The 24,866-nt window shown below is 58.9% G+C and carries 20 protein-coding genes and 1 pseudogene; 14 read left to right on the forward strand and 7 right to left on the reverse strand.

Annotation, left to right across the window (positions count from 1 at the left end; all coding sequences use genetic code 11):
* Positions 1 to 28: 28 nt before the first annotated feature.
* From L904_RS28190 to L904_RS17590, 4 genes are all read left to right on the forward strand, one after another.
* Positions 29 to 412, forward strand: a complete 384-nt coding sequence (locus tag L904_RS28190; protein WP_020811489.1) for a hypothetical protein — start codon at positions 29 to 31, stop codon at positions 410 to 412.
* Complete coding sequence (locus L904_RS17580) at positions 409 to 1,194, forward strand: SDR family NAD(P)-dependent oxidoreductase (RefSeq protein WP_020811490.1); 786 nt, start codon at positions 409 to 411, stop codon at positions 1,192 to 1,194. Before L904_RS28190 ends, L904_RS17580 begins: the two co-directional genes overlap by 4 nt.
* A gap of 175 nt (positions 1,195 to 1,369) precedes the next feature.
* The gene (locus L904_RS17585) at positions 1,370 to 2,425 is read left to right on the forward strand and encodes a murein L,D-transpeptidase family protein (protein ID WP_020811491.1); all 1,056 of its coding nucleotides are present in this window, start codon (positions 1,370 to 1,372) and stop codon (positions 2,423 to 2,425) included.
* A 19-nt stretch (positions 2,426 to 2,444) separates the two neighbouring features.
* A complete protein-coding gene (locus L904_RS17590) occupies positions 2,445 to 3,230 on the forward strand; it encodes a L,D-transpeptidase (RefSeq protein ID WP_020811492.1) in 786 nt (261 codons plus the stop codon).
* 53 nt (positions 3,231 to 3,283) lie between these two features.
* On the opposite strand, the gene L904_RS17595 is transcribed toward L904_RS17590, so the two are convergent.
* Positions 3,284 to 4,618: an aspartate aminotransferase family protein gene (locus tag L904_RS17595; RefSeq protein ID WP_020811493.1), complete on the reverse strand. Its 1,335-nt coding sequence runs from the start codon at positions 4,616 to 4,618 to the stop codon at positions 3,284 to 3,286.
* Positions 4,619 to 4,763: 145 nt separating this feature from the next.
* On the opposite strand from L904_RS17595, the gene L904_RS17600 reads away from it, so the two are divergent.
* The 4 genes from L904_RS17600 (at position 4,764) to L904_RS17615 (ending at position 9,381) form a co-directional block, all read left to right on the forward strand.
* Positions 4,764 to 5,312, forward strand: coding sequence for a cupin domain-containing protein (locus tag L904_RS17600; RefSeq protein WP_003523802.1), 549 nt, complete (start codon positions 4,764 to 4,766; stop codon positions 5,310 to 5,312).
* Positions 5,313 to 5,931: 619 nt separating this feature from the next.
* Positions 5,932 to 6,612: a sugar transferase gene (locus L904_RS17605; RefSeq protein WP_003523803.1), complete on the forward strand. Its 681-nt coding sequence runs from the start codon at positions 5,932 to 5,934 to the stop codon at positions 6,610 to 6,612.
* Positions 6,613 to 6,806: 194 nt separating this feature from the next.
* Complete coding sequence (locus tag L904_RS17610; RefSeq protein ID WP_059762631.1) at positions 6,807 to 8,063, forward strand: polysaccharide biosynthesis/export family protein; 1,257 nt, start codon at positions 6,807 to 6,809, stop codon at positions 8,061 to 8,063.
* Positions 8,064 to 8,070: 7 nt separating this feature from the next.
* Complete coding sequence (locus L904_RS17615; RefSeq protein ID WP_035262268.1) at positions 8,071 to 9,381, forward strand: O-antigen ligase; 1,311 nt, start codon at positions 8,071 to 8,073, stop codon at positions 9,379 to 9,381.
* Positions 9,382 to 9,459: 78 nt separating this feature from the next.
* Here the strand turns inward: L904_RS17615 and L904_RS17620 are convergent, their stop codons facing one another.
* From L904_RS17620 to L904_RS17640, 5 genes and pseudogenes are all read right to left on the reverse strand, one after another.
* Positions 9,460 to 9,954, reverse strand: a complete 495-nt coding sequence (locus L904_RS17620; RefSeq protein ID WP_035262271.1) for a hypothetical protein — start codon at positions 9,952 to 9,954, stop codon at positions 9,460 to 9,462.
* 85 nt (positions 9,955 to 10,039) lie between these two features.
* Positions 10,040 to 11,398 carry an HlyD family type I secretion periplasmic adaptor subunit gene (locus tag L904_RS17625; protein WP_035262274.1) on the reverse strand — a complete coding sequence of 453 codons (1,359 nt, stop codon included), beginning with the start codon at positions 11,396 to 11,398 and terminating at the stop codon, positions 10,040 to 10,042.
* Positions 11,399 to 11,406: 8 nt separating this feature from the next.
* The gene (locus L904_RS17630; RefSeq protein WP_035262278.1) at positions 11,407 to 13,614 is read right to left on the reverse strand and encodes a type I secretion system permease/ATPase; all 2,208 of its coding nucleotides are present in this window, start codon (positions 13,612 to 13,614) and stop codon (positions 11,407 to 11,409) included.
* An 83-nt stretch (positions 13,615 to 13,697) separates the two neighbouring features.
* Positions 13,698 to 15,715: pseudogene (locus tag L904_RS17635) on the reverse strand (hypothetical protein).
* A gap of 152 nt (positions 15,716 to 15,867) precedes the next feature.
* Positions 15,868 to 16,833 carry a hypothetical protein gene (locus L904_RS17640; RefSeq protein WP_035262284.1) on the reverse strand — a complete coding sequence of 322 codons (966 nt, stop codon included), beginning with the start codon at positions 16,831 to 16,833 and terminating at the stop codon, positions 15,868 to 15,870.
* 913 nt (positions 16,834 to 17,746) lie between these two features.
* Between L904_RS17640 and L904_RS17645 the strand changes: the two genes are divergently transcribed.
* Complete coding sequence (locus L904_RS17645) at positions 17,747 to 18,520, forward strand: helix-turn-helix transcriptional regulator (protein ID WP_035262289.1); 774 nt, start codon at positions 17,747 to 17,749, stop codon at positions 18,518 to 18,520.
* Positions 18,521 to 18,579: 59 nt separating this feature from the next.
* On the opposite strand, the gene L904_RS17650 is transcribed toward L904_RS17645, so the two are convergent.
* Positions 18,580 to 18,930: a hypothetical protein gene (locus L904_RS17650; protein ID WP_035262291.1), complete on the reverse strand. Its 351-nt coding sequence runs from the start codon at positions 18,928 to 18,930 to the stop codon at positions 18,580 to 18,582.
* A gap of 393 nt (positions 18,931 to 19,323) precedes the next feature.
* On the opposite strand from L904_RS17650, the gene L904_RS17655 reads away from it, so the two are divergent.
* From L904_RS17655 to L904_RS17675, 5 genes are read left to right on the forward strand one after another with little or no spacing between them, the layout of a single operon-like run.
* The gene (locus L904_RS17655) at positions 19,324 to 20,346 is read left to right on the forward strand and encodes a UDP-glucuronic acid decarboxylase family protein (protein ID WP_035262294.1); all 1,023 of its coding nucleotides are present in this window, start codon (positions 19,324 to 19,326) and stop codon (positions 20,344 to 20,346) included.
* Between the two features lies 1 nt (position 20,347).
* Entirely contained in the window at positions 20,348 to 21,331 is a 984-nt protein-coding gene (galE, locus tag L904_RS17660) for a UDP-glucose 4-epimerase GalE (RefSeq protein ID WP_020811999.1), read from the forward strand.
* Entirely contained in the window at positions 21,328 to 23,265 is a 1,938-nt protein-coding gene (locus tag L904_RS17665) for a glycosyltransferase family 2 protein (protein ID WP_020812000.1), read from the forward strand. The genes galE and L904_RS17665 overlap by 4 nt, the downstream gene beginning before the upstream one ends.
* A gap of 14 nt (positions 23,266 to 23,279) precedes the next feature.
* Positions 23,280 to 23,783 (forward strand): DUF995 domain-containing protein, encoded by a 504-nt coding sequence (locus L904_RS17670; RefSeq protein WP_003523821.1) that lies wholly within the window; start codon positions 23,280 to 23,282, stop codon positions 23,781 to 23,783.
* Between the two features lie 13 nt (positions 23,784 to 23,796).
* Positions 23,797 to 24,759, forward strand: a complete 963-nt coding sequence (locus tag L904_RS17675; protein WP_003523822.1) for a glycoside hydrolase family 26 protein — start codon at positions 23,797 to 23,799, stop codon at positions 24,757 to 24,759.
* Positions 24,760 to 24,866 lie beyond the last annotated feature (107 nt).

A 24,866-nucleotide genomic window follows, 5' to 3' on the forward strand; every position in this document is an offset into this window, starting at 1 on the left:
CGGTGCTTTCCAAGCCGGAGGGCATGTCATGCAACTTTCGACGACCTATGTAAAACGCAATAACGGGGTTATCTCCGTCGAGTTCGTCGGCAACGACGGCGATCAGGTCTCGGTTCGCCTCGCCGACGGTCTTGAAGGGATCGACGATGCCGAGGCCATCAAGCGGGCGAGCGCGGTAATGGTGCAACTGACCGCGTTCGGAACGCGTCATGGTGCGGATGCGCCTTCGCAATTTTCCGCTCTGGGTACGGCGCAGGATGAAGCTCCGCACGGACAGGCGAGCGCCCGCACATCGAAGGATCGCGACATTCTGGAGGAGGAGTTGGAAGAGGGGCTGGAGGACAGCTTTCCGGCGAGTGATCCCGTTTCGGCGACGGTCACGTCCATTGCTTCCCGAAAAGGGGGGCGGTGACATTGGTTGTTCGCAAAGTCGCTCTGGTAACCGGCGCTGGCTCCGGCATTGGGCGCGCCGCCGCCCTTCATCTGTCGGCGCAGGGTTTCTCGGTGGGTCTGTTGGGCCGCACCAAATCCGAATTGAACGATGTCGCCCGGGAAATCGGCGCAGCATCCGGTTGTTCGAAGGTGCTTTTGGCCGATGTGGCGGATGAAGCGGCCATGCGTCACGCGGTCGCAGCGCTGGTTGAAGATTTCGGCCGGCTTGATGTCGTGGTGGCCAATGCCGGCGTCAACGGCGTCTGGGCGCCCATCGATGAGCTGAAACCGTCCGAATGGGACGATACGATCCGCATCAACCTGCGCGGCACCTATCTCACCGTCCATGCCAGCGTGCCGCATCTGAAAGCGGCCGGCGGCGGGTCCATCGTCATCATTTCGTCGATCAATGGCACCCGCACCTTCACATCGCCCGGTGCTACGGCCTATTCCGTGACGAAGGCCGGCCAATTCGCCATGGCGCAGCAACTGGCGCTGGAACTGGGGCGTCATCGTATTCGCGTCAATGCGGTGTGTCCGGGCGAAATCGAAACGGCAATCGATGAAAATACCGATATACGCGGGCGGGAAAAAACGGAGGTTCCAGTTCGTTTTCCGGCTGGGGATATTCCGGTAACCGGCGGCATGGCCGGAACGAGCGAGGATGTCGCCGCGCTGATCGGTTTCCTGGCGTCGGATGCGTCCCGCCACATTACCGGCACGCCGGTATGGATCGATGGCGGTCAGGGCCTGCTTCGATAATCGCGGCCGGTACTGTCACTGCCCACACCATCACGGGCTTGTGTCCTTATGATTAACGAATGGGTAACGTCTGTTCACGAGACTTTGTCCATGGGCGAGGTTGCCGTGTTGTGGCCACCTTCGATAGTTAAGCGTCTGCCGGAAAGGCGGGCAAATCAGGCGGGCAGAACAATCCATGGGCATGCAGGCATTGCTGGATTTCGCGGTTGCGGGGTTGCGGCAAAAGGTAAGGGCAGGGGCAAGAATGGCTGCGATCGTTGCGATCGGTGGCGGCCTTGCCGCGTGCACTTCCATGGGGCTCGATAGCGTCAAGAAAGACCCGCCGAAACTGTCGTCCAAGATGATGGCGCAGATGTCGGCCAAGAGCATGCGCCCGGAAAGCCCTGTCCTCGTTCGCATTTTCAAGCAGGAAAGCGAGCTTGAGGTCTGGAAGGTCGACAAGACCGGAAATTACGCCTTGCTCAAGGCCTATCCCATGTGCCGCTGGTCCGGAAAGCTCGGCCCCAAGATGAAAACGGGCGACCGGCAGGCGCCGGAAGGTTTTTATCATGTCTCCGCCGGCATGCTGAACCCGAACTCACAATATTACGTCTCCTTCAATCTCGGTTATCCCAACCGGCTGGAATCGGCGCTCGGTTACACCGGTGAGGCGCTGATGGTGCATGGCGCGTGCTCCTCTTCCGGCTGCTACGCCATGACGGATGCCCAGGTGGGCGAGATTTACGCCATCGTTGCGCGTGCGCTTCAGGGCGGGCAGGACCGCTTTCAGGTACAGGCCTATCCCTTCCGCATGAGCGCAAGGAACATGGTGGCGCATCGGGACGACCCCAACATGCCGTTCTGGAAGACGTTGAAGGAAGGCTACGACTATTTCGAGGTGACGCGCCGGCAGCCCAAGGTTTCCGTCTGCGGCCGTCGTTATGTCTTCAACAGTGAATTTGCCGAAGGCGAACCTGCCGATCCGCTGGCGGCCTGCCCACCGGCCATCAACCAGCAGGATCCGCTGGTGGCTTCGAAACTGGCCGAAGAGCAACAAAAATTTGCCGCCGCCATGAGTGAGGGAACTTCCAGCCCGCTCAGCGCGTATGTAGATGGCGGCATGCATCCGAGCTTCCGGGCCATTTTGAAATCGAACGGCGCCAAGGCCATGGCATCGCAGGTTTCCGGCACGAAGTACCCTATCAGCCGCCCAGAGGCGGCGCTGGCAGATCCCTTTGCCGGCGTGAGATGACGTAAATGAGGTTTTTCAATTGAACGAGACGACGACGACCCGGCGGGGTTTCCTGCTTGGAGCAGGTGGACTGGCGCTTGCCGGCCTTGCGGGCTGCAACACAACCGCGCGTGAGGCCGCCCGGCCTGCAGCGCCCGCTGACGATCCGATGTATGCCCTGATGTACGGCCCCAAGCCGGACGAGCAGTTCCCGCTGCCGGAAATCCCCTACAAGCGGATTCCGCGTCAGTTCCTGCGGCAGATGGTGGCGAACCCGACGGGTGAGCGCCCCGGCGTTATCGTCGTCGATACCGCCAATCATTTCCTCTATCTCACCTATGAGAACAATCAGGCCATGCGTTATGGCGTCGGCCTCGGCCGCGCGGGCTTTGAATGGGCCGGTCGCGGCGTCATTCAGTACAAGCGGCAATGGCCGCGCTGGACGCCGCCCGATGAGATGATTGCGCGCCAGCCGGAACTGGAACCCTATAGCAGCCGCAATGGCGGCATGGAGCCGGGCCTCAAGAACCCGCTCGGCGCACGCGCGCTCTATATCTTCAAGGATGGCAAGGACACGATCTACCGCCTGCACGGCTCGCCGGAATGGTGGACCATCGGCAAGTCGGTATCCTCCGGCTGCGTGCGCCTGCTGAACCAGGATATCATCGACCTTTATAATCGCGTGCCCGATGGCACGCCGATCGTGGTGACGGCGCTCGGCCCCGCACAGCAGGGCGTGCCGATCGGCCAGGAAGGTGTGCCCGTGGCGCAATATGGTAACGGCGTGATCGGCGACGGCCTGTCGCAACCGATGCAGACTTACTGAAAAGGCACAAAAAGGCCGCGCTTTCAGGCGCGGCCTTTTTGTTTGCATGGTTTTTACTGCGCGCGCTTCAGCGCATCGCCGAGGATCGAGACGATATCGTCGAAATGGGATTTTTCGGCGATCAGCGGCGGCGAAAGGGCGATGATGTCGCCGGTGACGCGAATGAGCAGGCCGCGCTCGAAGCAATCCACGAAGACATCATAGGCGCGTGCGCCAGCGGCACCGTCGCGCGATTGCAGCTCGATGCCGGCGATGAAGCCGATGGTGCGGATGTCGATGACATTCGGCAGGCCCTTCAGGGAATGGATGGCGTCGTGCCAGACATCCTGCAATTCGGCCGCGCGGGTGAAAAGGCCCTCATCGCGATAGATATCAAGCGTCGCGATGCCGGCGGCGCAGGCGACGGGGTGGCCGGAATAGGTATAGCCGTGGAACAGCTCGATCTGGTTTTCCGGCCCATGCATCAGCGCATCGTGCACCTTGCGGCTGGTGAAGACCGCACCCATCGGGATCGCGCCGTTAGTCAGTCCCTTGGCGGTGGTGACGATATCGGGCGTAACGCCGAAATAATTGGTGGCGAAGGTGGAGCCCATGCGGCCGAAACCGGTGATGACCTCATCGAAGATCAAGAGGATGCCGTGCTTGTCGCAGATGGCGCGCAGGCGCTCCAGATAACCCTTCGGCGGCACCAGCACGCCGGTGGAGCCGGCGACCGGTTCGACGATGCAGGCTGCGATGGTTTCCGCGCCATGCAGGGCGACCAGACGTTCCAGATCGTCCGCAAGTTCGGCGCCGTGCTCGGGCTGGCCCTTCACGAAGCTGTTCTTCGCCGGATCATGGGTATGACGCAGGTGGTCTGCGGGAATTTGCGGGAAAACGCGACGGTTGTTGACGAGGCCGCCCACGGAGATGCCGCCGAAACCGACGCCATGATAACCGCGCTCACGACCGATCAAGCGGCTGCGGGTGCCCTGGCCGATGGCGCGCTGATAGGCGATGGCGATCTTCAGCGCCGTATCGACCGATTCCGACCCGGAGCCGGTATAGAAGACACGGTCCAGTTTCGCGCCTTCCGGGCCGGGCGCAATTTCCACCAGCCGCTCGGCGAATTCAAAGGCAACCGGGTGGCCCATCTGGAAGGAGGGCGCGTAATCCATCGTCGAAAGCTGGTGCTTGACGGCAGATGCGATCTGCTGGCGGCCGTGGCCGGCATTGACGCACCAAAGGCCAGCCGTGCCGTCGAGAACCTGGCGACCGTCATTGCTGGTGTAATACATGCCCTCGGCGCTCGTCAGCAGGCGGGGATTGGCCTTGAACTGCCGGTTGGCGGTAAACGGCATCCAGTAGCTATCAAGCGAGGTGGAATTGGATCGGCTCGGGTTGTCCATGGTGATCTCCTGTTCGTTGCCGGTGATTGAATGCTATTTTCGCGACTGAACAAGCCCTTTTCTCTCTGTGGCCAAGCCATTGAAAATGCTATAGGCCTGAACTCGGGTTTTCGATATTTCGAACAAGGGCAACGGGGGCTCAGGCATGTCGGTGGATATAGGCGGGCGTTTGCGCCATTTGCGGCTGCGCCACAATATTTCCCAGCGGGAACTGGCAAGGCGTGCCGGTGTCACCAATTCGACGATTTCTCTGATCGAATCCAACACCTCGAACCCCTCCGTCGGCGCGCTGAAGCGCATTCTCGACGGCATACCGATCGGCCTTGCGGAGTTTTTCGCTTTCGAGCCGGAGACGAGCCGTAAGGCTTTTTACCGGGCGGATGAACTGGTTGAAATCGGCAAGGGGCCGATCTCCTTCCGGCAGGTGGGTGAGAATGTCTTCGGCCGAAGCCTGCAAATCCTCAAGGAATGTTACCAGCCGGGCGCCGATACCGGCAAGGTGCCGCTGGTTCACGATGGCGAGGAAGGAGGAATCATCCTTTCCGGACGGCTGGAAGTGACGGTCGATGAAGAGAGGCGGGTGCTCGGGCCGGGGGATGCCTATTATTTCGAAAGCCGCAGGCCGCATCGTTTCCGTTGCGTCGGTCCCGTGCCCTGTGAGGTCATCAGCGCCTGCACACCGCCAACCTTCTGATTCCAGCGGTTTTTGAGCTTCGTAACGCTCGTAAAACGGCCAAGTCGGAGCAATTCGGTAAAAAATGGCCGTGAGCCACGGCAATTTTGCGTGGCTGCCATGACTAGAATGCAGTTTCTTGCCACTCTTTTGCCGTGTTTGCGCCCTTTTAGCAATTTTTCCATCGCTTTTTCTTGGCGGCCTGGCAATGTCAGGCAAAAAAATCCCTACGGATATGTCAAATTTTATATGCATTGCCACAATCTTGCTGCGATGCAAAAAATTTTTATATTCTGTTACAGACGGGGCTGTTCTTAACGTTCCTGTCTCATCTCGCCAAGTCATAAGAAACACATAAGAAAAGACTGTCGCTGGCACAAAACCCAATACATGCCGGGGTGGTACCCATGCTCTCAACACATGGCCGTCGGCACATTTGTTGCTTTTTTATGCAACCGTTAATATTGCCCGGACGTTGATCGGCCGCTCGCGCAAGAAATCGCATAGACGGTTATGGCCAATGTGCCTTACAAAAAATCCATTAGCATCAAATTCCGAACACAGACTTGTTATCTCTTTTAGACGGAAAGACGCGCCTCCGGGCACCGACCAATCGCAAAACATAAATGGAGTTCTCTCTATGAAGTCCGCGACCCAATCGGCTGAACAGACACTCAGCAGCTCCGAAGACTTCGATGTCAGTTTCCCTATCGGGGGCATCGCAAAACGCAGTTTCGATATGACATCGGCTGCGCTTGCGCTGCTCATCTTCAGCCCGATATTCCTGTTGATCGCCGCGCTGGTGAAATTGTCCGATCCTGGCCCGATCTTTTATGGCCACCGGCGTGTGGGACATAATGGCCGCTATTTCCATTGCCTGAAATTCAGGACGATGGCGATGAATGGCGATGAGATTCTGCGGCAATATCTTGCCGCCAATCCGGAAGCCGCCGAAGAATGGCGCGCCACCCGCAAGCTCAAGAACGACCCGCGTGTTACGGCTGTCGGCGCCGTGCTGCGCAAGCTCTCGCTCGACGAACTGCCGCAGCTTCTCAACATCATCCGCGGCGAAATGAGCGTGGTTGGCCCACGCCCGGTCGTCGATGAGGAACTGAGCTACTATGAAAGCGCTGCCGCTTATTATCTCAGCACCCGTCCTGGCCTGACCGGCCTGTGGCAGATCAGCGGCCGCAACGACGTATCCTACAAGACCCGCGTCGCTTTCGACACGCACTATGTGCAGAACTGGTCGATGCGGCAGGATGTCTTCATCATCGTCAAGACCATTCCCGCCGTGTGCCTTTCACGCGGAAGCTACTGAAAACCGATATTGAGTTCGGCTTTATCGATCTTCGTTTCGACACGCACCCCGACCGGGATCCCAAGTCCGGTCTTTGGGTGCGTCATTGGTGCTAATCATACCGGCCGCTTTTCGCGGCACTGTGCAGCCGGCCTTGCCCAGTTGCGCGACGGCCGGATCGCCCGTGTGGCGATCCGCTAACAGGGAGTTTCCCGATGAACGGCTTGTCTGCCGCCCGCCGCCCGTTTGTGGCCTTCGTATTTGCCGCTTCCGTCGCCCTTTCCGCGCCGCTCTCCGCCATGGCTGCGGATGGCGCTCAATATAAGCTCGGTACCGCTGACAAGCTGCGTATCCGCGTTGCCGAGTGGCAGCCGGCGGATGGCAGTATCCGCAACTGGGATGTGATCAACGGCGATTATTCCGTCGGTCCGTCGGGGGCGCTTTCCCTGCCTTTCATCGGCCAGCTGGATGTTGCGGGCAAGACCCCATCGGAGGTCAGCGAAGAGATTGGAGCCCAGCTTCAGAGCAAGTTCGCCCTTCGCAACCTGCCTTCGGCCTCCGTCGAGATCGCGCAGTTCCGGCCGATCTTCTTGAGTGGCGACGTGCAGACGCCGGGCGAATATCCCTATGCCGCCAATCTCACGGTGCTGAAGGCGGTCAGCCTTGCCGGGGGCCTGCGGCGCTCGGATGCCGGGCAGCGTTTTGCCCGCGACTTCATCAATGCCCGCGGTGACGCCGCCGTCTATGACAACCAGCGTGCAAGACTGCTTGCCCGTCAGGCGCGGCTGGTCGCAGAGGTCAAGGGTGACGCGACCATCGCCAAGACGCCTGAAATGGAAAAGATCGGCGAGATTGATGTGCTGCTGGCCAGCGAAAGCGCGCTGATGAAATCGCGCACCGAACGTTACACCCTGCAGCTCAAGGCGCTGACGGACCTGCACGCCCTTCTGCAGAGCGAAGTCGAATCCCTGAAGAAGAAATCGGAAACGCAGAATCGTCAGCTCCAGCTTGCCAACGAGGACCGCGACCGCGTCAACCGGCTGAACGAGCAGGGGCTTGCGCTGTCGCAACGGCGTATTTCCGCGGAAGAACGCGCGGCGGAAGTGGAATCCAACCTGCTCGATATCGATACGCAGTCGCTGCGCGCCAAACAGGATATCAACAAGGCGACCCAGGACGAGATCAACCTGCGTAACGACTGGGTGGCGCAGCGCTCCAAGGAATTGCAGGACACGGAAGCGGAGCTGGACAAGCTCAATCTGCAGCTCACCACCAGCCGCGAATTGATGTCGGAAGCGCTGGCGCAATCGGCCGAAGCGATCCGTTTCGACCCGTCGGGCAAGTCCGCGACGATCGGCTATGTCGTGGTGCGCGAGGAAAACGGCAAGCCGAAGGAGCTGAAGGTGGATGAAAACGCCATGCTCCAGCCCGGCGACGTCATCAAGGTCTCGTCTGAAATCCTGATGCAGTGAGGTTTCAATGCGGATCGCCAAATCGGCGTTGATCGATCCCGAACGCAATGAGATTTACGGAATGGCGGCGGTTGCGCTGTCATTCTTCGTCTTCGCTTACTCGTCGCGTTTCGGGCAAATCTCGGTTCTGGCCTATTATGGCACGTGGCTGCCGCTGGTGGTGGTCGATTATCGGCGCGTGCTCGGCAATTATCCGCGCTATCTCTGGATATTCGCCTTCGGCATCTTGACGGTTCTGTCCAGCTTCTGGTCGGAAGCGGCGTCGGTGACCATGCGCGCCTCCATCCAGTATATGACGCATATCGTCTGCGCGCTGATCGCCATGCGGGTGATCTCGATTCGGACGCTGACGCGCGGTGCGCTGATCGGCATCGCCGTCGTTCTGCTCTATTCGCTGCTATTCGGCATTTATCTCTTCGATGCGCTGGATGGCACCTATAGTTTCGTCGGCGCTTTCTCTTCCAAAAACCAGCTCGGTTTTTATGCCTCGCTCGGCGTCATTTTTGCCGCCGCATCGGTGCTGGTGCTCAAGCAAAGGGGCATCTGGTTGCCGATTGCCGGCGTCACCGGGCTCCTGTCGGCCTATAGCCTCCTTGCGTCCCAATCGGCCACATCCACTATTACCACGGCGGCGGTGGTCGCGCTCATCATCGGTTTCATTCCCATCGGCATGCTTTCGCCGGCGAACCGAAAGATGACGTTTTTTGTGCTCGGTGGTCTCGGCGCATTGCTGGCTGTCGCATCCCTGCAATTCGGCCTGCTGGACGCAATTCTCGGCATTTTCGGCAAGGATTCGACGCTGACCGGCCGAACTTACCTCTGGCAGCAGGGCATCGAGGCGGCGAAACAGACGCCGATCCTCGGCGTCGGTTATCAGGGGTTCTGGGTCGCGGGTTTTCCCGATGCCGAACGGCTGTGGAACGATTTCTTCATTACCGGCCGCAGCGGCTTCCATTTCCATAATACCTATATCGAAACCGTGGTGGAAAACGGCTTCGTCGGCATGCTGCTGCTTGGCATGGTGCTTTACGGAACGCTGCTCGGGCATCTGCGCTCGGTGCTGATGCGCAAGAGCGATCCGCAGGGCGTCATCCTGTTTGCGATCTGCGCCCTGTTTGTGGTGCGTTCCTTCGTGGAGATCGACATCATCTTCCCCTACCAGATCGGCTCGTTCCTGCTTTACTTCGCAGCCGGTAAACTGTGCCTTCCGGCAAGGGCTGCGGAGGGCAGCGTTCACCTGACTGGAGTTCGTGGCGGTTTCTCTCTCCGTCATTCCGGCCTTGAGCCGGAATCCAGCCAGCCCAAGTCCTTGGGCTGAAAGAACCCGTCTTCGCCGCGCGAGAGCCGCGTCGGCTGAATTCCGGCTCAAGGCCGGAATGACGTAGGCGAGGTGGTTCTAAAGATAATCCGCAGAGACATGCGGACTGGCATGGATGAAACTCCACATGTCCTTGCTGACCTCGACGATGTCGGCGATCGATTTTTCGAGCTGCCCGATTTCCTTCTCGTCCATGCGCTCCACCTTGCCGTAGCGCACCTGGCTGTCATCCTCCACCAGCCGCATGAGCTGCGTGCTGGCGATTTCGCCTTTTTCGTCGAAGGAATAGATGCAGTGATTGTATTTGTTGCGCGTCTTCGCTTCCTTCTTCAGCCGCGCCATGATGGAGAGGATGGTCTTGCGGTCCTTTGCATCGGTGGAAGGAAGCTTCGCCAGGCGCTCGATCAGATCCATGCGCGCCCGCGTGGTGTTGAGCGTCAGGAACACGACGATGGCCGCTTCCTTTTCCACTTTCAGGAGATGGACGATCAGATAGATCATCAGGCTTTCCGTGTTGGTCCACACGTAATTCAGCCTGCCGACCAGCAGCAATACATCCGACATCGCCGCCATGCTGCTTCTCCCGCCCCGACGAAACATATTTGGATATTATATGCCGACCGCTGCGGAAAAGACAGTGTAGGTTACTGATATTTCTTCATCTTTCCTTGAAAGCACGGGACATGCTGTCGGAGATCGGCTTGGTCAGATATTCGAAGAAAGTGCGCTCCGAAGTCTGGATCAGCACGTCGGCCGGCATGCCGGGCACGGGGTGGAAATTGTGAACCTTGGCGATTTCCTCGTCGGGTATCTGCACCCGCACAATATAGACGTCCTTGACCTGAAGGCCCGCATTTTCCTCGATGCTGTCGGCTGAAACGTAAAAGACCTTACCGTTCAGAACCGGTGTGGTGCGGCGGTTGAGCGCCGACAGGCGGATCGCGGCCGTCTGGCCCTCATGCAGCTGGTCGATGGAGGTCCTGAGCACCTGCGCCTCCAGAATAAGGGGCACATGAGCGGGCAGGATTTCCATGATCGGCTTGCCGGTGGTGATGACACCGCCCGGCGTGTGGTAATAGGCGCGCACCACGGTTCCGTTGACGGGGGAGCGGATGACGGTGCGTTCCAGCACTTCGGCGGCGCCACGCACCTGTTCACGCACGCTGTCCAGATCGGATTCGGCGGTTTCCAGCGCATCGAGTGCCGCCTGCTTGTTGGCGTTGACGGCAATGACCGCTTCCTGCCGGAACTTGGCGATTTCCGCCTCGCTCTGGTTCATTTCGCCGCTCAGCCGGGCGATATCGCCCATGGCGTCGGCGATGGCGCGCTCCAGCGCCAGCATGTCGGTCTTGCGGATGACGCCGTCCTTGGCGAGCCGCTCCTTGGAATCGCGCTCCTGTGTCAAAAGCGCCAATTGCCGGTCGAAGGACTGTTTTTGGCCGTCATAGCCCGCATAGCGGAACTCCAGCGACCGGATATTCTTGTCGATCAAATTCATCTGTTCCTCAAGCTTGATGAGCTTGCTGTGGAACACGATGTTCTGGCTCTGGATGATGGAATTGATATCCGGATCGCCGGCTTCCTTCATGACGATATCCGGCACCTTGAAGCTTTTTGCGCCCTGGGCCTCGGCGCGCAGGCGCACCACGATGGTTTCGAGGCGAAGCCGCCGCAGCTGCAACATGCGCTCGTTGGCAAGCGCCGTCGTTTTGTCCAGCGTCAGAAGAACGTCGCCTTCCTTGACCGTGTCGCCTTCGCTGACCATCATTTCCTTGATGATGCCGCCTTCCAGATGCTGGACCACCTTGTTGTTGCCGGTGGCGACGAAACTGCCCTGGGCGATGATGGCGGAGGAGAGCGGCGCGGTGCCGGCCCAGAATCCGAAACCGCCGAAGGAGGCGAGCAGCACGGCAAGACCGATCGAGCTGTGCAGGCGGATCGAGCGCGGCACCTCGCTGTACCATTCGAGCTGGCCCTGGGGTTTGACTTCGGCAATGGCGTTTTTCTTCTTGAACATGATGGTTCTCAACCCTCGATCTGCGGGGACTGGTTGGCCTGGCGGCCATTGCCGGAAAGCGCCTTCAGCACGTCCATTCTTTCGCCGAACATGGCGACCGATCCGTCCTTCAGCACCATGATCTTGTCGACGCATTGAAGCAGCGCCGGCCGCTGGGTGATGGTGACGGTGGTAATGCCCTGTCTTTTGGCGTGCAGCAGCGCCTTGGCCAGCGCCTGTTCGCCCTGCGTATCCAGATTGGAGTTGGGCTCATCCAGCACCACGAATTTCGGATCGCCGAAAAAGGCGCGGGCAAGCGCGATGCGCTGTTTCTGGCCGCCGGAAAGCGGTGCGCCATCGGCTGCGACCACGGTTTCATAACCCTGCGGGAAACCGGCGATCAGCTCGTGCACATCGGCCAGCACCGCCGCCTCGTAAATCTGCCGGTCCTCGATATCGTCGCGCATGCGGCAGATATTGGCCTTGATGGTGCCGGGGAAAAGCTGCACGTCCTGCGGCAGATAACCGATGCTTTCACCGAATTGCCGCTGGTCCCAGTTGCGCAGATCCATGAGATCGAGGCGCACATTGCCTGACGTCGGTAGAATGGAGCCCACCAGCATCTTGCCGAGCGTCGTCTTGCCGGAGCCGGAATTGCCGATGATGGCGAGCGACTCCCCCTTTTTCAGCGAAAAGGAAATGCCGTTCAGGATCACTTTCTTCTGCGGCGGCGGCACGAAGAGGATGCGCTCGACGTCGAGACGCCCTTCCGGATTGGGCAGGCGCAGGCGGGGGAAATTCAGTGGCGAATTGATGAGAAGCTGCTTGATGCGGCCATAGGAGGCGGCAGATTTATTGAACTGGTGCCAGCCTTCTATCGCGCCTTCGATGGGCGCCAGCGCCCGGCCGGAAATGATGGAGGCTGCAATCACCATGCCGCCGGTCAGTTCGCCGGATAGTGACAGATGCGCGCCCCAGCCGAGCAGCGCCACCTGGGTAATCATGCGCGCCGCCTTGGAAACGCCGGAGAACATGATGTTGCGATCCTGCGCGGCCACATGCGATTTCAACGAACCGGCGGTTTCGCGGCCCCACATCTTCACCGCTTCGGGAATCATGGCGAGCGCATTGATGATCTGCGAATTGCGCGACATGGAATCGAGGTGGAAATTGGCGCGGCTCAAATAACCGGAAGCCTCGGAGAACTGTCTTGCGGTAAAGCGCTGGTTCAGCCAGGCGATGCCGAACAGCACGACGCAGCAGACCATGATGATGATGCCGAGGTGGGGATGGACGAGATAGACCACCACGATGAAGAGCGGCATCAGCGGCGCATCGAGAAAGGCGATGAGCGTGCCGGAGGTTAGGAAGGAGCGCAATTGCTGCAAATCCTGCAAGGTCTGGTAGTCCTTGCCGCTGCCATGCAGGGAGGCGCGGGCGGCGGCGGACAGGATCGGCGCGCCAAGCTGCACCTCGAGTTCGACGGCGGTGCGCATCAGGATGAAGCGGCGGATGGCGTCCATGAAGGCCTGCAGCAGAACCGCGCCAAGGACGGCGACCGTCAGCATCACCAGCGTATCCATCGAGCGGCTGGTCAGCACCCGGTCTGATATCTGGAACAGATAAAGCGGAATGGCGAGCAGCAGGACGTTGATGGCGACCGTGAACAGCATCACCACCACCATGTTGCGCCGCACGGCGGCGATGCCCTTGGCAAGGCTTGCGGCGAAATTGATCGGCTCGCTGCGTTTGTGAAAACCGCTCTGGCTTCCACCGCCGCCGCCGCCACCACCGCCGCCGCCACCATTGTCCGTCGGCTCCTTGCCGCCGCCGCCCGTCACCGGTCGGCGTTCGTTTTCACGGATCGGTCCGTCATTATTGTCGATGGTTTTAACGAAAGGCAGGTCGGCATTGTCGATCTTGGCCTGCGGTTCCGGCGGGGAGGCGGGTTGCCGGTCCCGTTGAGGTGCCGGCCTTTCTGCGGGAACATCCCGCAATTGTTCCGCCTGCTCCGTTTTTGCATGTGGTTGGGAGAGAACTTGTGGGGAGGCGGTCTGTGCAGGGGAGGAAACTTCTTTTGCCGTCTGTTCCGCGCCGGACAATTGGCGCAGGTTTTCGACGGCTTCATTGATTGCTGAAATACAGGCGTCCGTCAGTTTGCTGTCTTCCGCGTCCTGATCCAGCGGCAAGTCCAGCGAGCGTCCGTCGGCAATGGTTTTTCTAGAAATATGATCCATTTTATATCGGTCCCCTCGGTGATCTAGCGGTGTTTGCGGTTCCGGCTGCGGCGGGGTGCGTTTGCAGCCCCGCCTGCCAGAGGTTACGCAACGACCGTCTGCATGACGTCGGCCGGATGGGCATTCGACCATGACAGGTCGTGACCGGCATTGATGACGCCATTGGATTCGTTTTCGATGGTGGCGGGATCGTCGTGAAGAAAGGCGATGACCTCGTTCGCCAGTTGGCCTTGCTGGGGTTGCGACGTGTCGTTTTCGTGATGCCGCCCTGTATCAGGATGGCATCGGAATAAACGCCGCCGGCGACATAGGTGGTGGAGCCGAAGCTGTCGTAGTCGACGATCTGCGCCAGATTGACCACGGCGTTGCTGCCGGTATCGATATGAACCGTGGCGTCCTCGTTATTTTCGAGAACCTTGGCGGCGGCCTGCGTCACATCGTCGGAATCGCCGAGCACGCTCACCTGTTTTATGATGCTGACATCGTAGAGATTGCCGGTGATATAGAGGACGTTCAGACCCTCATAGCCGGCGAAATTGACGTCATGGGCAAGCGCATCCGGCATGTTGGGATCGCGCTCGTTTATGGCGTTCACCGTCTGGTTCATATAGTCCGGCATGGTTTCGAAACGATCGTTGCTGCCGACATTGTGAATGGCGGCGTCGTTCCACAGCAGGTTGTTGCCGGACTGGATGGTGGCGCCGTCCGGCGCATCGGGATTGGCGCGCGCCCAGTCATTGTCGTAGAGCACGGCGATCTGGCTGATGATGTTCATGTCCAGCACATTGCCGCCGACGATGATCAGGTCGTATTGCATGCCGATGCCGAGGAAATTCGCAATGTTGAGCGCGGCGTTGCCGCCGGTCAGCAGGCTGACGGTCGCGCCCGAGGTCGTTATCGTCATCGTGTCGTTGTCGCTGACGAACTGGTATTGCTCGATCCAGTGCACGAACGAAACGTCGCCTTCCAGCACACTGACGCGCCAGGCGGTCGGAAATATCGGCGGTTCGCCGTTTTCCTGGCTGCTGTTCTCCGTGCTTTCGGCGCCCGGATAGACGCTGCGCTCGAAGCTGGCGATATTGAAGGCTGCCGTCGCCGCCTGATCTTCCGACCGTGTGAAAACGGAGTCGATCTCGTCCCGGTCGCTATAGATATAGGCCTGGGTGATCGCGTCGATCTGGTGATAGTCGCCCATGACGGCGGTTACCGATGTCATGACGCCGGTATTGACCAGCGTAGCGATGTTGGCGACGACATTGGCGCCTGCGGCGACGTCGAGGCTGTTGCCGGCAGGGCTGTCCTCATGCAGCGAAACATCGCTCTTTTCGGGCTCTTCCGTCGGCTTGGCGATCCCGCGATCAGGCATGTAGTCGTCGAGCATCGGCTTTTCGCTGGCTATCGAGCCATTGATGTAAAGCCCGTGGATGTCATTGCCGGCCAGAACGAAATCCTGATCCGCACCGGTGCCGAGCGACGTCACGTCGTTTTCGCGGGCATGGTCGATATAGTCGTGCGCGGATTTGGCGAGCGCCTGCAGGGCGTCGTAGCTGTCGGTGCGCTGGAAACCGGCGAAAGGCGTGAAGACGGACGCTTCATTGTAGAACTCGACGGTGCGCTCTGTGACGAAGCTGGTGTCGCGCCACACATAGGGGCCGTCCGTCATGTTCAGATAGTCGTCGTCCTGAAGAATATTGACCTGCGCCACATGCGCGATGACCGAACCGGGACCGGTGTGAACCACCAGCTCATATTCCTCCTCAAAGGAAAGCCGGCCGGGAAAACGGAAATTGACGCCGGAAATATCGACAGGGATGGCATCTGCGAGCCGCTGCATGTCGTGTTCGACCATGCGCGCGAAATGCGGCTGCAGATAATCGAAATCATAATAGCCGGCGCGGTAGTTGACGCCGGGATCGTAGTCGTCGAGCGGAACGTCATAGTTCTTGTCGAGCAGCTTTGCTGCTTCATCGTCCGGCAAACGGTCCGGATCGGAATGCGCCGGGCCTTCGCTGTAGTTGGTTCTCAGACGCGCTTCCTCGATCACCGTGTCGAACAGGCCGATGAAATGCGCAATCATGTCCGAAATCTTGTCGATATGCATTGGAGGTCCCTCCCTGATCATCGCGGCAGAGCCTTAAGGCTGCGGAGGGCACACGTCCTGGAGGCGGTGCTTCGTTTTACGCAACCCCGGTCCTTCAACCGCGAACTGCACCGGCGGGTGCCGGTGCAGCTCTTTTCGTCAAGAGGTGGTTATCAGGAGTGATCCTCACCGACATCAGACACATGCGAGTTACCGCCTGTGATCGTGACATCAACTGCGTTGGAGAGCATGTTGGCGCCCTGCACCAGTTCCAGATGGAAGCCGGAATTTGCAAGGATTGCCGATGCATCCGCAGTGCTGGTACCTGCTGCGTCGTCGCCGGCCTTGAGGTCCCATCCCTTGCCGTCGATGCCTTCGGCGCCGAAGGCGTCACCGGCATTGGCGCTCAGGTGGTTTTCCGCACCGCCATTCTGCATCTTGATGTCGTAGGCCTCATCCTGATCCGCCAGGTGGTTGGCCTGCACCATGCTGAAGCCGGTGTCGTTGCCATCGCCATTGAGCGAGCCGTTGAGGATGTTGTCGACGTCGAGAGTGAAGGAGAAGTCGTCACCCAGATTGAAGGTGAGGTCTCCGCCGGCGATGCCGAGATTGCCGACATCCTTGACGCCCGTGATGTTGCCGAAGTCGTCATCCGACTTGTAGAAACTGTCTGCGGAGTTGAAGCTGTCGGAGGTCGTCGTGGTCTTGGTGGAGGTGTCGTTGTCGGAATAGTTGGACGTCTTTGTGTCCGTATCCGTGATCGTTTTCACATTGGTGTCGTTGTCGCTGTACGACTTGCTTTCATAGCTCCAGTCGTAGTCGACCTTGATGTCGGTATTGGTTTCGGTGCTGGTCTTGGTGGTCGTGTCGTTGTCGCTATAGGACTTGCTGTCATAGCTCCAGTCATAGTCGTTGTCGCGATTGTCACCGTTATTGGCTTCAACATCGATCTTGGCGTCAACATCCACATTGGTGCTGTTGTCGCTGTTATCGTTGTTGCGGTTTTCACCGTTTGCGGTGCCGACATTGCTGTCTTCCACCTTGGCGTCATTGGTCGACGTGTTGGCGAAACCATCGGAAAGCGCGCCGATCTTGGTGATATCGTCGTCGCTGCCGGATGCCTTGTGATCATAACCCATTTCGATTTCCTCCGAAAAAGCTCGGAGCAGCTTTCGAAATCCCTCTCATCTCAAACGGGATTTTTTCGCGCTTGCCCCGGGTAGCATGAAGATTGATGTTTTGCAGATGCACTCGGTACGCATCATCTGCGGTTCGGTAGTGGCCCGTGAGCGGGCTCTTTTCGTTCAGCCCTTGTGCGCTACTCGGTAAAACGGCGCACAAATCCGTTCCTCGCTCCAGCAGGGGAGCGCGGTGGCTTCGTCTTTTCGCTTGCATGTTTTCTTGAAAAGGGACCGGCGTTTTTCAAACACACGTCAAGGCCGGAGGTGTCTTTCCATCGGCCGCCGTTCAGCGACGGTCAGACTGTGCCGCAGAAAAATCGCGCTTCCTAGATATCAATTCGGGCTAAACATATCGGCGCTTTACCCGAATATATATGTCTCAGGCGGTTGTCCGGCGGGTCGTTTGGCCGGTTTGGTCTTAAAAAAACGGCGCTTCGTCCGGGCAGGGCGGCTTTTTCGAGAAACATGGTTTATTTCGGTGGAAAAGGGCCTTTATCCCGAAAAGGAACAGGCTCCAGCGTGCTTCGCCGGCGAGCTATGTAAAGGGATATCAACTAAAAGTTATATTTTCCCGGAAGGCAAAACCACAGCGAAAGCTTTTCCGATGTGATTGTTTTTGCAGCGGTTACAGAATGAACGATTCTATCTCGGCGTAACCTATTTTGTATGTCAATTGTAAAAAATAACCCGTTTGGGCCATTTATTTACACAGCTTTTCGTATTAGCGTGTGTTAATTAACGGGTAATTAATGATAGTTGACATGGCCTAAAGCGGAGAATCGCCCCCAAGTATTCATGGGAAAGATAGCCGGCGGACAACAGACTGCACAACCAAAAGAAAGTAATGCGTAAGCGCTTGAGGGAGGCGTCAATGTTCATGGGAACGTCAGATTATGCGGCAAAACAAAAAAACGCCGTTGCTCCTATAAATGGAACTTTATTGGTCATAGCGGATCCGGACCTGTTTTCCGAGTGCCTCATGGAGGCGCTGGGCAAAAAGTTCCCCACATTCGCGGTGGTGAGCGTAAGGTCGTCGGCGGGCATCGAGGACGACTACGGTAACAATGTACGGCTGGTTTTGCCTTACCGGATGTCGGGGGATCGTCTTCATGCCGTTCTTTCGGAGGTTCGGGAAAAACATCCCGATGCGCCGATCGCGCTCGTCGTCGAAACCATCGATAAATTCGAGGAGCCGCTGAAAAGGCTGGTGGGAATGCGCGTCATCGATGGCGTGCTGCCGCTCAACCTCAGGCTCGATGTCTTCATGGCGGCTGTGGATCTGCTCATGAAGGGCGGGGAACATTTTCCTGCTGCTCTTCTCGGCAAGCTCACGCCCTATTCGCCTTCGGTCAACAGCAAGAGCGTTCAAAGCAATGCCGTGATCGCCAACCGCGCCGATGCCCTTGCCGCAAGCAGGAGCGACGTGGCGGCGCTGACGACACGCGAGGTGCAAATCCTCGACCTGCTTTGCAAGGGAACGCAAAACAAGATCATCGCTGATCGGCTGCATCTGTCCGAGAACACCGTCAAGGTTCACGTTCGCAATATCTATAAGAAAATGAACGTGCGCAACCGCACGGAGGCGGCGTCGCGCTTCTTCAACAAAGATGAAGACACGACGTTCTCCGGCGGCTGGAAGAACTGAGCGTCAGGGCGGCTAGAGCCGTCCGGACGCCAGTTCCCTCCGGTATTTCTCCAGGAGGCTCAGGGCCTCAGGAAGCAGCGGGATTTCTGCCCGAATCCGCTCGGTGAGCAGATATAGGGAGAGGAGCCCGAGTAGGACTGCCGCGATACCGCGGGTGTGCCCGAGGCATCGGCAACAAGCGTAACGGCCGCGTTGCCGGTTTTTTGATAACCGTAGGACGCCTTTGCCGGAACGACCCTGCTCTTGGTCGTGGCGGTATTGGCCGACGCGGTCTTGATGAGAACGGCGTCTTCGACCACGGAGCATGAAGCCGTCGCGAAGGTGAAAGTTACAAGTGCTGCGGCAACAAGCGCGAAGCGACAATGGCGGGCTGCTTTGCCGCTATGGGAATAAGGCATTTCATTCGTCATGTGTGTCCCCTGAAATCGACTGTCTGTCGCATCTCGCCGGGCGGTTTTGTTCCCGGTGGACCGAGCCTTACAAAACCAGGATAGCCCCGACTGGTTGAGCGAAGCTTGCGCTAATGCTCAATAAGAAAGGCATAATAGAGGCATAGTTAAAAAGTATTAAATCAAGGGGCTATTTTGAGTAATTTTGGGTAATCAATTGTAATATTTTGATAAAATGAAGTTGACCTGTTTTCTGCTGCGCCTATCATGAAAGTTGAAATTTATCCGATCGAAATATTAAACCTCCAGAAGAAGTAAAAACCGGAGGATGATATTCAAGATATCGTACAATCGGGAGTTTGATCCAGTTTAGGTGAATCAGCTGCGCTGATTCCTCATGGGGAGGATTGTGTAATGCGTAATTTCGTTCCCAACGACCACGACAACGGCGTCACCATCTACTCCGAATGGAGACCTGGCCAACGCGTTCTCGTTAATGGCGGCGCCGGTTTTCTCGGTTCCCATCTTTGCGAGCGCCTGTTGAGCTGCGGTCACGAGGTGATCTGTCTCGACGATCTTTCGACCGGACGCACCGCGAATGTGGCGCATTTGCGGGACAATAAGCGGTTTTTGCTGGTTGAGCACGATGTGCGCAAACCCTATGACATCGATGTCTCGCTGATCTTCAACTTCGCCTCGCCGGCTTCGCCGCCAGACTATCAGCGCGACCCGGTCGGTACGCTGCTCACCAATGTACTGGGTGCGGTCAATGTACTGGAAGTGGCACGCAGATGCGGTGCAACCGTCGTGCAGTCATCGACATCGGAAGTCTATGGCGATCCGCACGTCAATCCGCAGCCGGAAACCTATTTCGGCAATGTAAATACAATCGGGCCGCGAGCTTGTTACGATGAAGGGAAACGCAGCGCCGAAACGCTGTTTTTCGATTATCACCGTAGCTTCGGTGTCGATATCAAGGTGGGACGCATCTTCAACACCTATGGGCCGCGCATGCGACCCGATGACGGACGTGTGGTTTCGAACTTCATCGTCCAGGCTCTGAAGGGCGCCGACATCACCATTTACGGCGATGGCAGCCAGACCCGTTCCTTCTGCTATGTCGATGACCTGATCGACGGTTTCCTGCGCTTCTCGGCCAAGCCGAAGGATTGCACCGGGCCTATCAATCTCGGCAACCCGAGCGAAATTCCGGTGCGGCAGCTCGCCGATATCGTGATCCGCATGACGGGTTCCCGTTCGCGCATCGTGCATCTGCCCGCCGCGATCGACGATCCGCAGCAGCGCCGCCCCGATATTTCGCGGGCAAAGGAACTGTTGAGATGGCAGCCGCGCGTGCCGCTCGAAATCGGCCTGGAAAAAACCATCGTCTATTTCGATGCGTTGCTGGCCGGCAAGACTGTGGCGGAGGCCGTATGAGATGCCCCGCACAATCCTCGTCACGGGCGGGGCCGGATTCATAGGCAGCCACATCTGCAAGGCGCTGGCCCAATCCGGCTTCAAGCCCATCGCTTACGACAATCTCTCGACGGGTCACGCGGATTCGGTTCGCTGGGGTCCCTTCATCGAGGGCGACATTTTGGATCGTGGCCTTTTGAAAGCCACGCTGAAGGAGTTCTCGCCGGCCTTCGTCATCCACTGCGCCGCCAACGCCTATGTCGGTGAGTCCGTCGAGGATCCGCGCAAATATTACCGCAACAATGTCGGCGGCAGTCTCGCGCTGCTGGATGCCTGTCTCGACCAGAATATCGGCGGGCTGGTGTTTTCTTCCAGCTGCGCCACCTATGGCGTGCCGCCGCAATTGCCCATCCGTGAGGAAACGGCGCAAATGCCGGTCAATCCTTACGGGCGCACGAAGCTGATATTCGAAATGGCGCTCGATGATTATGCCGCCGCCTACGGTCTGCGTTTCGTGGCGCTGCGTTATTTCAATGCCGCCGGGGCCGACCCGGACGGTGAGCTTTACGAGCGCCATGAGCCTGAAACCCATCTGATCCCGAGGGCACTGATGGCGGCTGCCGCAAGGCTGCCGCAACTGGATGTCTTCGGGGCGGATTACGACACCAGCGACGGCACTTGCATTCGCGATTACATCCATGTCAGCGATCTGGCCGATGCCCATGTGGCTGCCGTCAATTATCTTGCCGAGGGCGGAGAGACGCTGCGCGTCAATCTCGGTTCCGGTCACGGTACGTCGGTCGGCGATATCATCCGGGCGATCCACCGCGTAACGGGGCAGGAAGTTCCGGTCCATTTCGGCGCAAGGCGCGCCGGCGATCCGCCAGCCCTGTTTGCGGATATCAAACGTGCGGAAGAGACGCTCGGTTTTATCCCGAAGCGTTCGGATATCGACACCATCATCCGGACGGCAGGTCCCGGTTTCGGACTGGAGGTGCGGTCATGAAAGCCCATTCCACCCCTTCCGTTCCATCGGCCCGTGCGGTCGCAGTCGCCAGCGATTTGCGGATGCTACCGGTCTTTGCCGGCTGGAACCGCACGGCCTATCTTCTCGGCATTGGCGGCTGGCTGGTGACGCTCGCTTATTTCTGGATCTGGTGGCTCGATCGCGATCGTGTCATCGACTGGCCCTATTATACCGTCGTTACGATGACGCTCGCGTGGATCACGCTTCTGCCATCCTATTTCATCTTCATCTTTCTGAACGCGAAGGTTGTCGACCGGCGCTCCCCTCTGCCACGGGGCAGGGTGGCGATGGTCGTCACCAAGGCGCCGTCGGAACCTTTCGCGGTGGTGCAGAAGACGCTGCTGGCCATGCTCGAACAGAAGGGCCTGGAATTCGACGTCTGGCTTGCCGACGAGGCTCCGGATGCGGAAACGCTGAAATGGTGTGGCGCGCACGGCGTTTTCGTTTCCACCCGACAGGGTGTTGCGGAGTATCATCGCAAGACCTGGCCGCGGCGCACACGCTGCAAGGAAGGCAATCTCGCTTATTTCTACGATCACCACGGTTACGAGCGTTATGATTTCGTCGCCCAGTTCGATGCGGATCATGTGCCGGAACCGGATTATCTGCGCGAGATCGTCCGTCCCTTTGCCGATCCGAAGGTTGGATATGTTTCGGCCCCGAGCATCTGCGACGCCAATGCCGGTGAGAGCTGGGCCGCGCGCGGCAGGCTTTATGCCGAGGCGAGCCTGCATGGCGCGCTGCAACTGGGTTACAATAATGGCTGGGCGCCTCTATGCATCGGTTCTCATTATGCCGTGCGCACGAAAGCCCTGCGGGAGGTCGGCGGCCTTGGGCCGGAGCTTGCCGAGGATCATTCCACCACGCTTCTGATGAACGCCGGCGGCTGGCGCGGCGTTCACGCCGTCAACGCCATCGCCCATGGCGACGGGCCGGTGACCTTTGCCGATCTCATCGTGCAGGAGTTCCAGTGGTCGCGCAGCCTGATGACCATTCTGCTGCAATATTCAAGGCACTACGTGCCGAAGCTGCCGCCGCGGCTGAAGTTCCAGTTCCTGTTTTCGCAGCTCTGGTATCCGCTGTTTTCAGGCTTCATGGCGCTGATGTTCGTGCTTCCCGCCGTTGCGCTGATGCGCGGCGATGTGCTGGTCAACGCATCCTATCCGGCGTTTCTGGCGCATTTCCTGCCGGTTTCGCTGATCATGATCGTATTTGCCTTCTTCTGGCGGGCCACGGGCGCATTCCGTCCGCATGATGCGAAGCTCTTCAGCTGGGAGGCCATGGTATTTCTGTTCCTGCGCTGGCCCTGGTCGCTGATGGGCGTGCTGGCGGCGATACGCGACACGATCCGTGGCGATTTCGTCGATTTCCGCATCACCCCCAAGGGCACGCAGGCAAAACCGCCGCTGCCGCTGAGGGTCGTCGCGCCTTACATTCTTCTGGCGGCGCTCAGCCTCGTGGCCATGGTTCTGGCGCCGCGGGAAAACGGGGCGGAGGGCTTCTTCGTCTTCGCCGCCATCAATGTGGCGATCTATGCGGGTCTTTCGGTGTTTCTGCTCATCCGCCATGCGATGGAAAACGGCTTGCCAAAGCTGCCGGCATTGCGCGGGGGAGCGACCGCCGCCGCCTGTTCGTTGCTGCTGGTGGCAGGCAGTGCCGTACAGCTCAGCTCCCATGCGATCGGCGGGCTGGAGGCCCTGTCGCACGGGCAGCCCTATGTCAGTTTTACCGAAACGCGGTTCACGGTCGCCGGTGCGGGCGTGGAAGGTGCGAGATCGGTGCGTCTGAAACTGCGCATTACCGTACCGGGATTGCGCGGACCGCAGGAAATGCAGGCGGAACCCATCGTGGCGCCGCCGCCGGCGGTGGCGACCGGAGAGATCATGCTGGCCGACAATAGGGTCGGACAATGAAGGAGGAGGCTGTGATGAAAACAACAATAAGCAAATGCGGATTCTCCGCTTTCGTACTCTGTCTTGCGGTGGTCGTGCCAAGCGCGGTCCACGCTGCAGGCGGCACGAAGACGCCGAAACCGCTCAGAACCAGCGAAGTCGTGGACATGTACTTCGACAAGACCTGGAAATGGGAAACGGGCGGTGGACGCTTCATCGCCCAAGACCGCAAATTCATCGCCGCAACGGAAGAAAAGGGCAAGAAGTCCATCGGTGAAGGCCGCTGGACCGTCGATGCCAACGGCACCCTGTGCATGCGCGCCACCTGGAAAAGCGCTGCAGGAAACGGCAAGGCCGATACCTGCTTCGACCATGGCCGCATTGGCAAGGTGCTCTACCAGCGCAAGCAGGGCGGGCCATGGTACGTGTTCCGGCACAACCCGCCACGCCCTGGCGATGAATTCCTCAAGCTCGTCCGCAAGGACGATGTCACGCCGCAGATCGCCGCTTACGACAAGGCGATGACGGCAACAAGGTAGGGAGTAAGGTGTCATGCAGATAACAAGAAGAAAACTTCTGTTCGCAGGTGGTGCCGCCGCAGCCTTTACCGCCGGCATGTATCCGGTGCTCAAGCTCGACGCACAGGGTGTCGCCCCCATGACGTCGACGGGCATGAAGACACTTGCCGACAAAAGACCGACATTGCATGCGGACGGCATCCGTTTCGGTGCCTACGATCCGCACGGCGATTTCACGGCCCAGACCGGGGTGGCGTCGGAACATCTGTTCCTGCCCTGGGAAGACGTGGATCTCGACAGTCTCGCACTTGCGGATGCCTACGCTCTGGAGCGCAAGCGCAACGTGCTGATCACGGTCGAGCCCTGGTCCTGGGACGTTAACTGGCGGCTCACCTCCGACGAGTTGCGCCGCAAGGTGATGAGAGGCGACTATGACCAGAACATGCAGGCGATCGCCGCACGCATGTCGGCGATGAAAAGTCCGTTGATCCTGCGCTGGGGACAGGAAATGGAAGACACGTCCGGCCGCTTCTCTTGGTCGGGCTGGAACCCGCGTGATTACATCACGGCGTATAAACGCATGGTGGACATGACCCGCAAGGCGGTTCCCAGCGTCAAGGTGATGTGGTCGCCGAAAGGTCTGGACGGTCTGCAGGCCTACTACCCAGGTGACAGCTACGCCGATCTGGTCGGCCTCTCGGTCTTCGGTCTCGAGGAATACGACAAGATCGAATATGGCGGACCGAAGACCTTCACCGATCTGCTGCGCAAGGGCTATGGACTTGTCGAAACCTTCAACAAGCCGGTCTGGGTTGCCGAACTGGGTTATGAAGGCGGCGATTCCTATGTTCGCCCGTGGATGAATGACGTGACGCTGAAACAGGCGGATTTTCCGAAGCTGGAAGAGGTCGTCTATTTCAACGACAAGGATGTTCATGCCTGGCCGCACAATCTCGGCAGACCGGACTGGCGCGTCGTGCGCCCGGCCAAGGCCTGATCGACGCCGAAAACCGGCGAGCGGCGATGCCGCTCGCCGGCGGTCCAATATTAGCTGGCCGCCGCCAGCATAGCCTCTGCCTCATATATGGCGCAGACGATGTGATA

It is taken from the genome of Agrobacterium sp. LY4 (assembly GCF_001526585.1).
Classification (GTDB): Bacteria; Pseudomonadota; Alphaproteobacteria; order Rhizobiales; family Rhizobiaceae; genus Agrobacterium; species Agrobacterium leguminum.